The sequence below is a fragment of the Marivita sp. NO-S04 genome (genome assembly GCF_059070475.1).
The window spans coordinates 4,372,898-4,388,128 of sequence record NZ_CM180980.1; the positions used below are offsets into that span (position 1 = coordinate 4,372,898).

The 15,231-nt window shown below is 62.6% G+C and carries 18 protein-coding genes and 1 pseudogene; 5 read left to right on the forward strand and 14 right to left on the reverse strand.

The window, feature by feature from the left end; translation table 11 throughout:
• Positions 1-200 precede the first annotated feature (200 nt).
• Both tnpA and tnpB read left to right on the forward strand, forming a co-directional pair.
• Positions 201-605: an IS66-like element accessory protein TnpA gene (gene tnpA, locus ACK3EW_RS22130; protein ID WP_493807894.1), complete on the forward strand. Its 405-nt coding sequence runs from the start codon at positions 201-203 to the stop codon at positions 603-605.
• The gene (gene tnpB, locus ACK3EW_RS22135; RefSeq protein WP_493807895.1) at positions 602-952 is read left to right on the forward strand and encodes an IS66 family insertion sequence element accessory protein TnpB; all 351 of its coding nucleotides are present in this window, start codon (positions 602-604) and stop codon (positions 950-952) included. Before tnpA ends, tnpB begins: the two co-directional genes overlap by 4 nt.
• Before the next feature lie 216 nt (positions 953-1,168).
• Here tnpB and ACK3EW_RS22140 read toward each other — a convergent pair whose 3' ends face one another.
• The 9 genes and pseudogenes from ACK3EW_RS22140 to ACK3EW_RS22180 form a co-directional block, all read right to left on the reverse strand.
• The gene (locus tag ACK3EW_RS22140) at positions 1,169-2,452 is read right to left on the reverse strand and encodes an IS256 family transposase (protein WP_493807896.1); all 1,284 of its coding nucleotides are present in this window, start codon (positions 2,450-2,452) and stop codon (positions 1,169-1,171) included.
• A 99-nt stretch (positions 2,453-2,551) separates the two neighbouring features.
• Positions 2,552-2,722 (reverse strand): annotated as a pseudogene (locus tag ACK3EW_RS22145) (IS66 family transposase zinc-finger binding domain-containing protein); the annotation flags it as partial.
• A 112-nt stretch (positions 2,723-2,834) separates the two neighbouring features.
• Positions 2,835-3,227, reverse strand: a complete 393-nt coding sequence (locus tag ACK3EW_RS22150; protein ID WP_493807897.1) for a hypothetical protein — start codon at positions 3,225-3,227, stop codon at positions 2,835-2,837.
• Between the two features lie 118 nt (positions 3,228-3,345).
• Positions 3,346-3,567 (reverse strand): hypothetical protein, encoded by a 222-nt coding sequence (locus tag ACK3EW_RS22155; protein ID WP_493807898.1) that lies wholly within the window; start codon positions 3,565-3,567, stop codon positions 3,346-3,348.
• Positions 3,568-3,656: 89 nt separating this feature from the next.
• Positions 3,657-3,863, reverse strand: a complete 207-nt coding sequence (locus ACK3EW_RS22160) for a hypothetical protein (protein ID WP_292270697.1) — start codon at positions 3,861-3,863, stop codon at positions 3,657-3,659.
• Positions 3,864-3,985: 122 nt separating this feature from the next.
• Complete coding sequence (locus ACK3EW_RS22165) at positions 3,986-4,186, reverse strand: hypothetical protein (protein ID WP_493807899.1); 201 nt, start codon at positions 4,184-4,186, stop codon at positions 3,986-3,988.
• A gap of 57 nt (positions 4,187-4,243) precedes the next feature.
• Entirely contained in the window at positions 4,244-4,510 is a 267-nt protein-coding gene (locus ACK3EW_RS22170) for a hypothetical protein (RefSeq protein WP_493807900.1), read from the reverse strand.
• Positions 4,511-4,708: 198 nt separating this feature from the next.
• Positions 4,709-6,034 carry a site-specific DNA-methyltransferase gene (locus ACK3EW_RS22175; RefSeq protein ID WP_493807901.1) on the reverse strand — a complete coding sequence of 442 codons (1,326 nt, stop codon included), beginning with the start codon at positions 6,032-6,034 and terminating at the stop codon, positions 4,709-4,711.
• 522 nt (positions 6,035-6,556) lie between these two features.
• A complete protein-coding gene (locus ACK3EW_RS22180; RefSeq protein WP_493807902.1) occupies positions 6,557-7,099 on the reverse strand; it encodes a hypothetical protein in 543 nt (180 codons plus the stop codon).
• 140 nt (positions 7,100-7,239) lie between these two features.
• Between ACK3EW_RS22180 and ACK3EW_RS22185 the strand changes: the two genes are divergently transcribed.
• From ACK3EW_RS22185 to ACK3EW_RS22195, 3 genes are all read left to right on the forward strand, one after another.
• A complete protein-coding gene (locus ACK3EW_RS22185) occupies positions 7,240-7,719 on the forward strand; it encodes a DUF3489 domain-containing protein (RefSeq protein ID WP_493807903.1) in 480 nt (159 codons plus the stop codon).
• 68 nt (positions 7,720-7,787) lie between these two features.
• Complete coding sequence (locus ACK3EW_RS22190) at positions 7,788-9,035, forward strand: IS256 family transposase (protein ID WP_493807118.1); 1,248 nt, start codon at positions 7,788-7,790, stop codon at positions 9,033-9,035.
• Positions 9,035-9,181, forward strand: coding sequence for a DUF3489 domain-containing protein (locus ACK3EW_RS22195; protein WP_493809778.1), 147 nt, complete (start codon positions 9,035-9,037; stop codon positions 9,179-9,181). The genes ACK3EW_RS22190 and ACK3EW_RS22195 overlap by 1 nt, the downstream gene beginning before the upstream one ends.
• 9 nt (positions 9,182-9,190) lie before the next feature.
• Here the strand turns inward: ACK3EW_RS22195 and ACK3EW_RS22200 are convergent, their stop codons facing one another.
• From ACK3EW_RS22200 to ACK3EW_RS22220, 5 genes are all read right to left on the reverse strand, one after another.
• Positions 9,191-9,400, reverse strand: coding sequence for a DUF7220 family protein (locus ACK3EW_RS22200; protein WP_493807904.1), 210 nt, complete (start codon positions 9,398-9,400; stop codon positions 9,191-9,193).
• 443 nt (positions 9,401-9,843) lie between these two features.
• A complete protein-coding gene (atzF, locus tag ACK3EW_RS22205) occupies positions 9,844-11,658 on the reverse strand; it encodes an allophanate hydrolase (protein WP_493807905.1) in 1,815 nt (604 codons plus the stop codon).
• A gap of 12 nt (positions 11,659-11,670) precedes the next feature.
• A complete protein-coding gene (locus ACK3EW_RS22210) occupies positions 11,671-13,326 on the reverse strand; it encodes a dipeptide ABC transporter ATP-binding protein (protein WP_493807906.1) in 1,656 nt (551 codons plus the stop codon).
• A gap of 3 nt (positions 13,327-13,329) precedes the next feature.
• Positions 13,330-14,208 carry an ABC transporter permease gene (locus tag ACK3EW_RS22215; RefSeq protein ID WP_493807907.1) on the reverse strand — a complete coding sequence of 293 codons (879 nt, stop codon included), beginning with the start codon at positions 14,206-14,208 and terminating at the stop codon, positions 13,330-13,332.
• Positions 14,205-15,230: an ABC transporter permease gene (locus ACK3EW_RS22220; protein ID WP_493807908.1), complete on the reverse strand. Its 1,026-nt coding sequence runs from the start codon at positions 15,228-15,230 to the stop codon at positions 14,205-14,207. The genes ACK3EW_RS22215 and ACK3EW_RS22220 overlap by 4 nt, the downstream gene beginning before the upstream one ends.
• Position 15,231: the final 1 nt, after the last annotated feature.

Below are 15,231 nucleotides of genomic sequence, written 5' to 3' on the forward strand. Positions count from 1 at the left end.
TCAAAGCCGCCGGATCCACCGTAACCGCCTCGTTGATACCGCGGCCTACGCGGCTTGACTGCTCATTGCGGATGTCACTGGCGCCCAGTTCCACGGCAGCAATTCATCGAGCCTTTTGATCTTGTGATTGTGGATGCGGTCGTAAGCCTTCGGGGGCAGCCGTCTGATCTTGGGATCGCTCCGATGGTAAGTCCGCCCTTATGTCCGACTTTATCAACCGCCCTCAAATCGAAGTTCTGTCCGCTGCCGATGGTGAACGCCGCCGGTACTGGTCAGATGATGACAAACTGCGCATTGCTAAGGAGAGCTTTATCGGCCACCGCCAGGTGGCAGCCACGGCGCGGCGACATGGCATTTGCCGATCACTGCTGACCACGTGGCGGCGGCAGTATCGGAACGGTGAGCTTGGATCTTCTCGCCCGGTATCGTTCGCGCCGGTGAGCGTGACGAAAGCGCCCGCGCTGCAGACCAATTCCGTTGATCCCTGTCTGCCGCCGGACTGTCAGGTTGAAATAGTCCTGCCAAATAAGCGCCGTCTGATCGTGCCGGTGGGCGTGGAGCCTGAAGCGCTTGCCCGGATTCTGGCAGTGGTGGACGGGCAATGATCGCGTTTCCGGCGGGCGTGAAGGTTTGGATTGCGGGCGGCACCACCGATATGCGGCGGGGCATGAACACTCTGGCGCTACAGGTGCAGGAAGGGCTCGGCCGCGATCCCCATGCGGGCGAGATCTTCTGCTTCCGAGGCCGTAAGGGCGATCTGGTCAAGATCCTGTGGCATGATGGCGTGGGCATGTCGCTTTATCTCAAGCGCCTGGAAGCGGGCAAGTTCATCTGGCCAGTGAACCGGTCCGGCGACGCGGTGCAGATCTCGGCGGCGCAGTTGGGCTATCTTCTGGAGGGCATTGACTGGCGCAATCCACGCTGGCCGCAACGCCTTGCCAAGGCTGGATAAATCGTTCTGAACACCCTGTTTTTATTGGTGTTTCGTGGCTCCGGCTGATAAATATCGGCTATGTCTGATGCCGCCTCCGAACTCGCCAAATTACGCGCTGCCCTGGCTGCTGCCGAGGCCCGTGCAGATGTTGCGGAAAGCGAGCTGGCACAGACCCGCGCGGGGATGTCCCGCTCTCTGTTGAAACTCGCCTGAGCGGCGCTGCTTGGTTCGAGGTTATGCGGCGTCCTTCATCTGTTCAAGCTGGCCTTTTTGACGGTAGTCAAGAAGAGCTTGCTTGAGAATGGGCAGCTGCTTGTAAGCCTTGAGGCGCCGGAAGCCCTTCTTGGCTTCGAACATGCCTGCGGCGGTCCAGCGCAAAGCCATCTTTGCATTCCGCCACCGCTTCACGTTCCGGCAGACCTGTCGGATGACGCTGTTCATCGACTCGATGATATTGGTGCTCGCCAATGAGCGCCGGAGTTCAAGCGGCAGCCCCAGCCTGACCACGGTGAGGATTTCGTCGAGCCCTTCGAGGATCGAACGCGAGACATCAGGGGCCTCCTGCTCGAAGCGCCGTGCGAGATTGCGGATCAGGCGCTCTGCCTTTTCAGCATCGTGCATCTCCCAGGCCTGCTTCAGGGCGCGGCGTACAGCGGCATGATGCTTGGGAGCGAGGCGGTCGGTGATGTTGCGCGCCTTGTGGACCTGACAGCGCTGGATCGGAATGTCCGCCCCGAAGGTTCGGCGCAGCGCCGTGCTCAGAGCCTTAGCCCCATCCACAATGAACAAGTAGCAGCCCGCGGGGTTCACTCCACGCTCGATCAGGTTGTTGAGCAAGGCTTGCACCGTTGCTGCGTTCTCGGTCGCCCCCTCGACGACACCCAAAGGGTGCTTTTGCCCGGAAGCCTCAATCCCGACAGCGCCAAGCATCAGAAGATGATCGTCCAGATGCACCCCGTCGATCTGGATGGCGACCAGATCCAGCTCCGACAGGTCGGAGGCCATCCATGCGTCGAGTTTGGCCTGCGTCAGCGCCTTGAACCGCCGGGAGACCGCAGACTTGGATAGGCCGCTGCCCGCCTCCGCAGAGATGCCCGCTTCCGGTAGTCGCACAGCGCGGCCGAACTTGCGCGTCGCCATGTTCATCACCATCAGATTCACGGCCCATTGGTCGAGATACCCGTCAGCAGATATCTCTTCCCAACTTGGGCGGGCCATTTCCTTGCCCGTCGCCTTGCTGCGCACGCGCGGGCGATCGACCTCGACCTTGCCGCCGTGAAAGCCCGCTTGGGATTTCGTGTGACCCCAACGGTAACCGGGTTTATCAGGACAATGCTCGTAGCGATCCCCCGCCAATCGGGCCACGTCTTCGTTCATCATCTGCGTCAGGCTTTCGATGCCCGCCATCAGGCAGAACTGCTCAAAACTCTCCGCCAGGGCGCCATAAGCGTCCTCGACAAGCGACGGCCCGACAGGTGCGATGGCCAGGGCGCTGGCAGATGTGGTAGTCGTCTTCACGGTGTTGCTTCCTTTCTTGGTTTGAACACCCCGAGCCTATGGCTCAGGGGAAGCAACGCCACCCTTTTTCAAAGTTTCAACACCGGCCGGGACATCCCCCTGCAGGACCTTGAGCTGTGCTGCGACTAGGTCGAGCATCTCGCTGACATCCTCGCCCACAAAACGCAGGTCGCCACCGCAATCCGGGCAGCAGGTGCCAGGGTCAAGCTCGCGACGCTCGCGCGGCGTGGCATCTGACACGCGGGGACGACGGCGGGGCTTGTGCTCAGCGGTATCTTTGCTGGCATCTGCAGACGCGTTATCTGCGGCATTCTTGTCCGCGGTGGCGCTTTCGGCGGCTGCGATCAGCAGATCTTCCAGCGCCAGTTCGAGCTGTTCGATCTCAGTCGGTTTCTGCGAGAATGGCGTAATGGGTGACCCATCCATCGAGATGGGGCAGGCCTTCGGGGATGCCGTGACTGGCCTCGGTCTGGGCGGAGATGCCGCGGCGTTGCCATTTGTCGATCGTGGCCTCGAGGGCGGATTTGGTGTTGGTCTCGCCAGAGCGCAGGGAGTCGATGACATCATCGGCGAAGTGACGTCCCATCTTGCTGTCGAGGAAGTCGCGGATGCCGATCATCTCGGCCTCGCCTTGGGCGTTGATCGCCTCGGCGATCAGGGTGCTGGCCAATGTCCAGAAGACGGCGCTGGCGCAGTCGCGCAGCGGGCAGGTCGTGACAGTGCCGTAAAAGCCGTAGGCGGTGTTCTGGCTGGGCAGAATGGTGCGGTTGGTCATTTGGGTGTCTCCCCGTGTTCATGGCGCGCGCGATGCGGGCTTGCTTGCGGCCGCGTCCATCGCGGCGCTTCTACCGCCGCAAGCCCGGACCAGCCGGGCAGGGGGGCACGCTGCGTGATCAGGACCATGAGAACTCGATGCTGGCGAAGTCCTCTTTCTCGAACCCGTCTGTCGCGAAGTCGTCAAAGATGTCCTGCGGGGTGCGTTCGGTGTCGAAGTAAAAGCCCCCGATCAAGCGGTTAGCGGTCTTGGCTTCGGTCTCCAGAAGGATGCTGCCAAGGGCACGCTCGATGCTGTCGTGTGCGGTGCGCGGGTTTGCAAAGCGGATGGTGACTTGCATGTCGGTGTCTCCCAAGACGGGGCCGCGTGCATCGCGGGCCTTCTACCGCCGCGAGCCCGAAGGTCCGGGCTGTTGACGCACGCCGAGGGTCAGGCGGCTGTGTGGGTCTGGATGCAGATCTCTGCGAGGTAATCCCGCAGGGGGGTGTTCACCGCGAGTTCGGCGAGCATCTCCGTGATCGGCATGTCCACCTTCTTGGCGAAGACCTCGACGGCGGTGGGCAGGGCGATCAAAGCCTCAGGCGGCATGCGCATCTGCGCGGCAATCGGGGCGAGGGCTTCAGGTGTCAGGGCCATGTCAGGTCCTCCGGGTTTGGGAGCCGTTTCCGGCGAGGGACCAACATGTTCGCTCTGCTGAGCCCGATAGTGTAGCCAATTCAGCATCATAAGATTGCTGATATAGGCGGGCGATTGTCCAATCAGAGCACATCGAACCAGCGCATGGCGGTTTGCAGCAGGTGGTCATAATCGCCGGATGTGGCCTCGGTGACGAAGGCGTTGATCTCGCTGTCCCGCAACCCGGCCTCGCGGGCGGCTTTGCGGCAGCGCCCAAGGACGGCGAAGGCGTTTCCATCCTCGCCGGTGAGCGGAACGGTGATGTGCGGATGCTTGGGATTCATGGTAATGTCCGTTTTTCCAACTGTTTGAATGCGATTTGCATGCGTCATGGGCGTGTCTTACTGCGCTTCGTCTTTCCAAATCGGGCTGTGGCCGCGGCCTTTCGCATGGGTGATGGCCGCCTCCACTGTCTCGAAGCTGGGGGCTTTCCACATCATGGGGTCGTTGGTTTGAGGGTCGCGGAATGCCCTCTGCCCCAGGATGGCAGCGCGATCTGCGGGGACCTGTTCGCAGATGTCTGTGGGCACGGACCCGACATAGCCAAAGCGACCAGACGGGAATTGAATGATGTGCAGGCTGACCTGTGTGCCAGTGATGCCAAGCATGGGTGTCTCCTCGCTGTTGCGTCGCGCCGCGCAGATCGCGCAGCTGCTACTGCCGCAAGCCCGGAGGGGCCGGGCAGACGCGGAGGAGGGGATGCCGTCAAAGGCTGTTTCGGCACACAGAATTGATCGTTTCGCTGCTGTTATCCACAATAATCGGGGTCAGAAGATGGCTTTCTCGCCGGCATCCTTGTCATGATCTTACCCGGGGTTGCCATCGGCTTCGCTGTCGGTTTTTTCATTGGTGCTGGCCTGCGCGTCAGAGCGCGCCCCAAAGGCCTGTCCAGTGCTTTCCAGCACGGCAACCTCTCCCGTGAAGTCCTGCCAGCGTGTAACTGCGACATCGACATAGGCCGGGTTCAATTCGATGCCCAAACAGACCCGTCCGGTCATCTCCGCGGCAATCAGCGTGGTGCCTGATCCCATGAAGGGCTCGTAGACGGCCTGACCCGGGCTCGAGTTGTTCTCGATCGGCCGACGCATGCAGGCCACTGGCTTCTGGGTGCCATGGATGGTGCTGGCATCCTGATCCTTGCTGGAGATGTGCCACAGGGTGGTCTGCTTGCGATCCCCCGCCCAATGGCCCTTGCCGGAGGTGCGGACAGCGTACCAGCATGGCTCGTGCTGCCAGTGGTAATCGCCGCGGCTCAGAACAAGCCGCTCCTTGGCCCAGATGATCTGGGAGCGGATCGCAAACCCGCAGGCCTCAAGGCTCTCGGCCACGGTCGCAGAGTGCAAGGCGCCGTGCCAGACATAGGCCACATCGCCGGGAAAGAGCGCCCAGGCCTCGCGCCAATCGGCCCGGTCGTCATTCAGCACCTTGCCCGTCCGCTTGGTCTTGGCAGCACCCGCCTGGTTCCGCCAACCGGGATCATACGCCACCCCGTAGGGCGGATCGGTGCACATGAGCAGAGGTTTGACGCCTCCCAGCACCTTTTCGACATCGGTCGCCACGGTGCTGTCGCCGCAGAGCAGCCGGTGCACGCCGAGGATCCACACGTCACCCGGCCGTGTCACCGGGGTTTCAGGCAGGTCCGGCACATCGTCCGGATCGGTCAAGCCGCCTGTGGTCTCCAACAGGGCGTCAGGCAGCATCTCCGCCAGGTCGTCCGCGCTGAAGCCGATCATTCCGAAATCTTCGATCCCGAACTCCGACCGCAGGTCCTCGATCTCCAGACGGAGCATCTCCGGGTCCCACTCGGCGATCTCGGCCAACCGGTTGTCCGCCAGCGTGTAGAGCCGCCGGTCTTCCTCCGTCCAGCCACGGGCCACCATCACCGGCACTTCAGCCAGGCCCAGCTGTGCCGCCGCCATCAGCCGTCCGTGGCCCGCGATGATCGTGCCATCCTCCGCCACAAGCATCGGGATGGTGAACCCGAACCGCTGCATGGACGCCGCAATCTGGTCGATCTGGTCCGCCGGGTGCTGCCGGGCATTCCGGGCATAGGGCACAAGATCGGCGACCTGCCACATCTCGACCTGCGCCGCGGGCCAGGCCCGGGCGGTGTGTTCTACATCAGCTGTCATCTTGGACCTGCTCTTTGGGTGCGAAAACTGGGCCGGCGAACCGAAACGGGGCCGGAGTTAGATTAATCAATCTGGGGTGGTGCTGCGCCAGCCCTGCGACTGATCAAGCGGGTATTCGATGCAAAAAACACGCTGTTTTGCAGCGCCGACTGTTCGCTAATTCGACGCCTAAGTCATTGAAAACATTCGGTCAGACGCCCTCTGAACCGAACAAGATCGCGGTTTCAATTGGCGAAACCAGCGGGGGGCATTTCGGCAATTTGAGACCTAAGCCATTGAAATCCTTGCATCGGACCCCCTCTGAAACGAAGCGAAATGGATTTTTCAAAAAATAAAAAACACGAAAATCCCGCGAGGCGGCGGCCCCGCATGAGATCAAACCCCCGGAAGGGACCCAAGGGGTGGGGGGCTGGAGGCCGCGGCTGGCCGACATCGCGCCGAGTCGGGCTGCGGTGCGGCCGCTCGCGTTCAGAGCGGCAACGATACGGGCGTGTTTGTGCGTCATTGGGCTGGCGTTCGATCCTATCGTGCCTGATCTTCGAGCAGGTGTTGGAGCTGTCGTGTGGCCTCTGCCAGCACGTCTGGCTGCGCGGCCTCGAAGGCGGCGCGCGTGGCGTCCTGTACCAACTCCTTCGGGATGGATGGGCCGAACATCTTCTTGATCGGGAACCTGGCCTTGCCCTCACGGACAAAGGCGTTGTTGCCGAGGGAGCCGAGGAGGAACGCGCTCTCGAACCGTTGCCAGCGGCCCCAGGGCTTGGCACGGACGCCGTAGCCGAACTGCCGTGGGCTGAAATGCGACAGACCGAGGTAATCACCACGTGCCTCGATCGTGTAGGTCAGGTGTGCAAAGGTTGACCGGATCGTGCGTGTCTCGCGGTTGATCAGCGCGGCTTTTGCGCCGGTCTGTTTGCGCAGGGCACGGTGCACCTGCGTGCGGACCTTGTTGCCTTCGGAGTTGAGCGCGCGGTTAAAGGCGCGCGTGGCTGCCTGTTCGCCAACCCGGTGGATCGCCGCTTCGAAATGTACACGGGTCTGGTCGAGATCGCGCAAGATCACGTTCATGGGCCACCTTTATCGAGTTGATTGTCATCGGTGTCAGAGCGACACCAGTCATGCTGCATCGCGCCCGGCCCGCCAAACTGCGGGCTCCATCTGGTAGAAGGCAGCGCGCGACGCGTTGTCCCTGACCACCAGAGGACACGATGCTGAAACTCACCGATACCCAAAACCTGATCCTCAGCCGCGCGGCGACACGCCCGGGCAATCTGGCCATGCCGCTGCCCGAGGGTCTGCACGGCGCTGCCGCCAGGAAGGTCGTCACGATGATGACCGATCGCGGTTGGCTTGAGGAGGTCGATGCAGACCTGCGCAAGGGCGAGCCGCTCTGGCGCGAAACCGGCGATGGTCACGGCACCACGCTGGTGGCCACCGCGTCCGGACTTGAAGCCATCGGCATTGAGCCCCTTGTGGCGCAAGTTACCGCAGCCGTTCGAAAAGCCCGCACGCAGAAGGTCGCGCCCAGCGCGTCTGACACTCCCGCCCAGCGCGCCGGCACGAAGCAGGCTCAGGTGATCGAGATGCTGCAACGCCCCGACGGCGCGTCCATAAAAGAGATCGTGGCGGCCACGGCGTGGTTGCCGCACACGGGAGTTATGGCTGAATCTGGTGTCTGGGCGGTTTGAATGACGGCGGTGCATCTGGTTGGTTTGTTGTTGCGACACAAGCCACCATCCAAAGGAGCACCACCATCATGGACGACGCTACCATCATCGATTTTGCGGGTCGAGACGCCATCACGGACCCGCTGACAGACCTTCTGCGAAAAGGAGCCCGGGAATTGCTTCAGGCCGCTGTTGAAGCTGAGAGAGACGCCTTTCTCGCCGCGTTTGCTGAACGCCGGACAGCAGAAGGCCGTGCTGCGGTTGTTCGCAGCGGATATCATCCAGAGCGCGCGGTGCAGACCGGGATCGGACCGGTCACGGTGAAAGTGCCGAAGGTACGGGCGAAGGACGGCAAGCCCGTGACATTCCGCTCGGCGCTTGTGCCGCCCTACGTCCGAAAGGCCAAAACTATCGAAGCCGCGCTGCCCTGGCTCTATCTCAAGGGTATCTCGACAGGCGAAATGGGCGCGGCTCTGAAGATGCTCTTGGGCCCGGAGGCAACCGGTTTCTCTGCCAAGACAATTTCACGTTTGAAAGGCCAGTGGGCGGCGGAATACAATGATTGGCGCAAGGCCGATCTGAGCCGTGACGAGTGGGTCTATATCTGGGCGGACGGCATCTACAGCGGGCTCCGTGACACTGATGATCGGCTCTGCGTGCTCGTTGTGATCGGGGTCAACGCCCGTGGCGAGAAGCACTTTCTGGCCATTGAAGATGGCGTCCGGGAAAGCACGCAAAGCTGGCGCGAGGTGCTTCTCGGCCTCAAAGCCCGTGGGCTCGCTGCTCCGAAGCTGGCCACCGGTGACGGGGCCATGGGGTTCTGGGCGGCATTGGAAGAGGTTCTTCCAACCACGCGCCAACAGCGCTGCTGGATGCATAAAACGGGCAATGTGCTCAATTACCTCCCCAAGCGCACCCAGCCCAAGGCTAAGAAGATGCTTCACGACATCTGGCAGGCCGAGACCCGCGAGGATGCCCATGCTGCGTTCGATCTGTTCATCGAAACCTTCGAGGCGAAATATCCGAAGGCGACCGAATGCCTGATCAAGGATCGGGATGAACTGCTGACATTCTACGACTTCCCAGCCCAGCATTGGCAGAGCATCCGGACGTCAAACCCGATCGAAAGCGCGTTCGCCACGATCCGGCACCGGACCAAGCGCACCAAAGGCTGTCTCAGCCGGGACGGCATGCTTCACATGATGTTCAAACTCGGACAATGCGCTGAGCAAAGCTGGCGCAAGCTGCGCGGCTTCGTTCATCTCGCCGACGTCATCCAGGGCGTCGATTTCGTCAACGGCATCAAGCCAATAAACCAGCAGCTAACCGCCGCATGATGATCGCTTGGGCACCAGATTTGACAATAACTCCGCACACGGCGCGCGCGGTGATTTCGTCCGCGCTGAAGAAACGCCTTGGTCTCCCCATCACCTCGCAGAAAGAACCGGGTAGGGGGACCGTGTACAGGTTGCCGTCTGCCTGACGGTACAGATTATCGCCAGCGTTCAAACACACGGCGCAGCGCATAGCTGCGGATCAATGAGACGCCGACAAAGGCTGCGCCGATGGCAAGGTTGTCCTGCAGGCTCACGGTTAACCCGAACCACGGGAACAAGATCCTCTGTGTCAGCACGGCCAGCGCGTAGCCAACGACGACGTTGGTCACTGCCTCAAGCAGCGACAACCGACGAGATTGCGGCATGGGTTCGCCTCACGAGGAAGTTGGTGAAGAACATCGCGGCGCGTTTACGGGCGAGCTGACGTAGGGCCCAGCGCGTCCATATGTTCAAAGAAAAAGCGCCCGGGCGAACTTTCATCCGGGCGCAACTCTTCGATGATTAAGGGGTACGTCAAGGGGGCTAGAAATGTCAATCGTAAATGTGAATCGGAGTCACTTTTCTTGAAGATGTTGATTTGCGTGAAGTCACTGGAAAACTGTGCGGACGACAAAGGCAGAAAGACAGCAACCGAATATGCAGCTTCCTTGCCGCGTTATCCGGCCTGAGCGGCCATTCGATCATGTGGCCGGGGATGCGAACTGCCGGAGTGTAAAAACGGCAACGACATTTACTTTAGTTATTTCAAGGAGACTTGAAGATGCAGCTGCATTCTTTGCTGAAGTCTCCACGAAACAAAGTCAGGTCATCACAATTTTTCCCGTTCCAGAAACTGTCGCCAGTCGCCAAAGCCGCTGATGTCTTCAGCCTGACGCTTACCGAATGCTTCGCAAAGGAAGCCTTTCACTTGTGAGCCATCCTCAATCTCGACGGTGCCGATAACGAGCGGCGCGGGAATCCGATTGATAAAGTCGCCAAACGCCTCTTTCGGTATGGCCCAGACCTCCAGTGCGATGGATGTGCCCTGTTCATCGTCGCAACGGAACAGGCCAGGTCGAGCGGGGGGCCCACCTGGCAGGGCATAAAGGGAGTAGCAAGGAGCTGTCCTGGTAGCCCTAAGGAAGCGCGCGCCACGCGACGTTAATTCTATGTTGAGAGGCAAACCCGACATATGGGCGCCGCAGACGGCAAGGCTCATCTCGCTCTCGGACAAATCCGCAAGCTCCCTGTTCGGTATATCGGGCGTGCGACTCCCCGTCGCCCCAAGCAAGGGCCGGCGGGCCTCCATCAGGCGCTTTCCTTCCGCTGCAATCACTCCATCCCCACCTGCTGCTGCGATAAGTGTTATCCCTCCGGGGCGACCGTCGCTGCGGGGTCCGGTCGGCACGGCCAATGCGCAGAGGTCCAGCAGGTTCACGAAGTTTGTATATGTTCCGAGGTTGGAATTGGGCGTAACCGGGTCGGCCTCAAGCTCGGCGCAGGTGGCGAAACGCGGGATCGTCGGCACGCACAGCATGTCGGCCGCGTCGAGGATCGGGGCGCAGGCGCGGCGCAGGTCCGCCAGCCGGTAGAACCCGTTGAACGCGTCGACCGCACTCTGGCCCTCGGCCTTGGCGATGATTGCCCGGGTGACGGGATGGACGGCATCTGGCCGATCGCGCATCATGCCTTCGATCGCGGCATAGCGCTCGGCGATCCATGCGCCGTCATAAAGCATTTGCGCGACGTCATAGAACGGCTTGAAATCGACCCGGTGGATCCGTGCGCCGCCTTCGGCCAGCGTCGTCAGCGTCGCTTCGAAATCCGCGGCCTGCACGTCATCGCCGAAGAAGATCAGGCTGGCGGCATCCGGCGCCGTGATGCGCGGTGCGGGGGACGGGGCGGGCATCGGCGCCGCTGGCAAAGGACGGGAATAGGCGTCTGCCGGATCGAACGCGGCGGCGGCACGGAACACGTCATGCGCATCCGTGACGGTCAGCGCGAAGATCGAGATCGTGTCGAGCGTCCGGCAGGCGGGCACGACACCACTGGTCGAGAGCGTGCCAAGGCTGGGCTTCAGCCCGACGATCCCGTTCAGCGCGGCGGGCACGCGGCCCGATCCTGCGGTGTCGGTCCCCAGAGCAAAAGGCACGATCCCATGCGCCACCACGACGGCCGAACCAGAAGACGACCCACCCGGCACGATGTCCGCATCCAGCGCGTTGCGCGGCACTCCGTAGGGCGAGCGCACGCCGACAAGGCCGGTGGCGAACTGGTCAAGGTTGGTCTTGCCGACGGGAATGGCGCCCGCCGCGCGCAGGCGGGCCACGACAAAGGCGTCGCTGTCAGCGGCATAGGCATAATCCGGACAGGCGGCTGTCGTGGGCATTCCTGCCACGTCGATATTGTCCTTGACGGCAAAGGGTATGCCCCACAGCGGACGGTCGGGGTCGAAGGCTCCCAAGGCGGCGGCCTCGGCTGCGAGGTCTTCGGCACTGGCAAGGTGAATGAAGATCGCTGGATCGCGGACAGCCTCCAGTCGGGCAAGAACCTCTGTCATGACCTCTGCGGGTGTCACGCCCGAGGCATAGGCATCGCGCAGGGCGGCAAGGGTGAAGGGCAGGTCTGAAAGAGGCGTGGTCATGGGCATGTTCTCTTATTCGGCTGCTGATTTCGCAGCTTGGGTGGTCGTATTCGTGGTCGGGGGTTTCGGTGCTGCGGCCAGCAGGGTGCGGGTATAGGGATGGCTGGGCGTGTCCATGACCTGCGCTGCAGGCCCCTGTTCGACAATTTCGCCGCCCTGCATGACGATGACGTGGTCACAGAGCAGGCGCACCACGTTCAGGTCGTGGCTGACGAAGAGGTAGGTCATGCCAAGACGGGCGCGCAGGTCCGCCAGCAGGTTCAGCACCACCGCCTGGATCGACACGTCGAGCGCCGCAGTCGGCTCGTCCAGGATCAGGAACTTGGGATCAAGCGCGATGGCCCGCGCGATGCCGACCCGCGCCTTTTGCCCGCCCGAGAGCTGATGCGGAAAACGGTCCAGCAAGGGCAGGGGCAGGCCGCAGAGCGTCGCCAGTTCCTCGATCCGCGTCTGCAGGGCTGTCCCGCGCAGATCGCTCATCCGCAGGATCGGGTCGGCGATGGTCTGGCGGGCGGAATGGCGGGGATTCAGGCTGTCGGTGGCATCCTGGAACACCATCTGGATCTGACTGCGCCGCTTGTCACGCACGAAGCGGTCGGCGGAAATGTCGGCAATGTCCAATCCCTCGAATAGGATATCGCCCGACGTGCGGTCGAGCAGCCGCACCAGCATCGACGATGTCGTGGACTTGCCACAGCCCGACTCGCCCACGAGACCAACGCTTTGACCCTCGCGGATGATGAAGGAAATTCCCTTGACCGCGTGGACCGGCCCGGATTTGGCCGGATAGGTCTTGACCAGGTCGCGCACCTGAACCAGCGCGCGGTCGCCCGGCACATGATCGGCCAGCGGTGTGCGCGCCTCAAGCGGCAGCAGGTCGCGCAACCCTGCGCCCGCGCGCGGTGTGGCATCGACCAGTTTGTGCGTATAGGGGTGTTGTGGGTCTGCGAACAGCGCGGCGGCGGGGCCGGTTTCGACGATCTGCCCGTCCTTCATCACGGCCAGCCTATCGCAATACTCAGCGGCCAGGCCAAGATCGTGGGTGATCAGGATCGACGACATGCCGCGTGCGCGGGTCAGGTCGCGCACCAAATCCATCACGGCCTTCTGGGTGGTGATGTCGAGGCCGGTCGTGGGCTCGTCCGCGATCAGCAGGCGCGGCCCGCAGGCCAGCGCAATGGCAAAGACGACCCGCTGGCACATGCCGCCGGACAATTCGAACGGATAGGCGTCGTAGCGGGCCTCGGCGTCGCGGATGCGCACCGCCTCCAGCGCCTCGATGGCCTTGGTACGGGCATCGGTGCGGGTGGCGCGCCCGTGGCGGCGCAGCACGTCTTCAAGCTGATGCCCGACCTTGCGGATCGGGTTGAGGGCTGCGCGCGGGTTCTGAAAGATCATGCTGATCTCGCGACCGCGAATGGCCTGCATGTCGCGCTCGGCCGCCTGCGCCAGGTCACGCCCGTCGAAGATGGCGCTGCCCGCCTTGATCCGACCACCTGCGTCAAGAATGCGCATCAGCGCGTAGGAGGTGACGGATTTGCCGGACCCGCTTTCGCCGACGATGCCGAGCGTCTCGCCCTCTGAGAGGTCCAGAGAGATGCCACGCACCGCCTGCACCTCGCCACGCCTTGTGCGGAAGGAGACCGCGAAATCCCGGATGTTCAGCATGGCTCAGGTCCTCCGGCGCGGATCGACGATGTCGCGCAGACCGTCGCCCATCAGGTTGAAGGTGAAGACCGCCAGCATCAGCCAGAGCCCCGGGAACAACGCGACCCACCAATGACCCGAGATGATGTAATTGGCCCCCTCGGCGACCATGATGCCCCATTCCGGTGTCGGCGGACGCACGCCGAGCCCGATGAAGGACAGACCGGCGGCGTTCAGGATCGCCCATCCCATGTTGAGCGAGACCTGCACCATCATCGGCGGCAAGGCGTTGGGGAAGATGTGAAAGGCCAGCGTGCGGAAGTGGCTGTTGCCCGACAGACGCGCGGCCAGCGCAAAGCCCGCCTCGCGCCGGATGTTCACCTCGGCCCGGACAAGGCGGGCGTAGAAGGGGATGTTGATCAGTGCGGTGGCGTAGATGATGTTCTCGACCGTGTTGCCCAGGGCCGCGACGATCCCCATGGCCAGCACGAAGAGCGGGAATGCCATGATCGTATCAAGCACCCTGTTCAACACCGCGTCGATCCAGCCGCCCCAATAGCCTGCGATGGCTCCGAGCACGGACCCGATGACAAAGGAAATCGCCACCGCCAGCACCGAAATGGTGAGGTCCAGCCGCGTCGCCACCACCACGCGGCTGAACACGTCCCGCCCGAGGCTGTCGGTACCGAACCAATGGCTCCAGTTGGGCGGTTGCAGCGCGTTCGCGGCATTGGTGGCCAGCGGATCATGTGGCACGATCAGCGCACCGAAAAAGGCCTGCAGCAGGAAGAACGCGAACATGCCGAAGGACAGCATTGTCACCGGGTTTTCGCGCAGCACATGCAGCAGATGTGCCCACGCGCCATCGGGCTTTCGGCCCGGTATATCGGTAGCCTGCGTCATTTGGTGTCGAACCCGATGCGAGGATCGATCAGCGCGTAGCTGAGGTCGATGATGAGGTTGAGCGTGACGAAGAGAAACGCCATGGCCAGCACGAAGCCCTGCACGGCGGCATAATCCGAGGCGACCAGCGCCTCGACCGCGTAGGATCCGATGCCGGGCCAGGCAAAGACCTTTTCCACCAGTACGTTGGCGCCCAGAACGAAGGAAAACACCATGCCCAGCGTGGTGACGACAGGCAGCAGCGCGTTGCGCAACCCGTAGCCGAACAGGATCTTGCCCCGCGACAGGCCGGCCGCACGGGCGGTGCGGATGTAGTCCGACGACAGCGCTTGAAGCATCGCCGCTCGGGTCATCCGCGCGATGGGAGCCAGCGTGAAAAGGGCAAGCGTTATCGTCGGCAGGGTGAGTTGGCGCAATGTGGCGGCGAAGGTCTGAAGATCACCCGCGATCAGGCTGTCGACGAGGTAGAAGCCGGTCACGCGCGGAGGCTCGAAATAGATGAAATCCAGCCGACCCAGCGGCGAGGGCGCCCAGCCCAGCAAGTAGTAGAAGACATAGACCAGAAGGATGCCGGTGAAGAACGTGGGCAGGGACACGCCCGCCGTGACCAGCACGCGGCACAGGTGATCGACCCAAGACCCCTGCCGCACAGCCGCCAGAACGCCCAGCGGAATGGCGATAAGACACGAAAGCACCAACGCCGACAGCGTCAGCTCCAGCGAGGCAGGCAGGCGCGCGGCCAGATCGGTCAGCACCGGTTGCCCCGTGCTGATGGATCGGCCCAGATCGCCCTGCGCCAGATCTCCGACATAGAGGAAGAACTGCGTCACCAGCGGCTTGTCGAGGCCAAGTGCCTCGCGCACCTGCTGGATGGACTCGGCATCCGCCATGGCACCCGCGAAATAGACCGCCGGATCGCCGGGCAGGGCGCGGGTCAGGATAAAGCTGATCACGATCACACCGATGATCACCGGCACGGTCTGTGCCAGCCGCATCCCGATCGCGCGCGTCCGCCCGGCCATG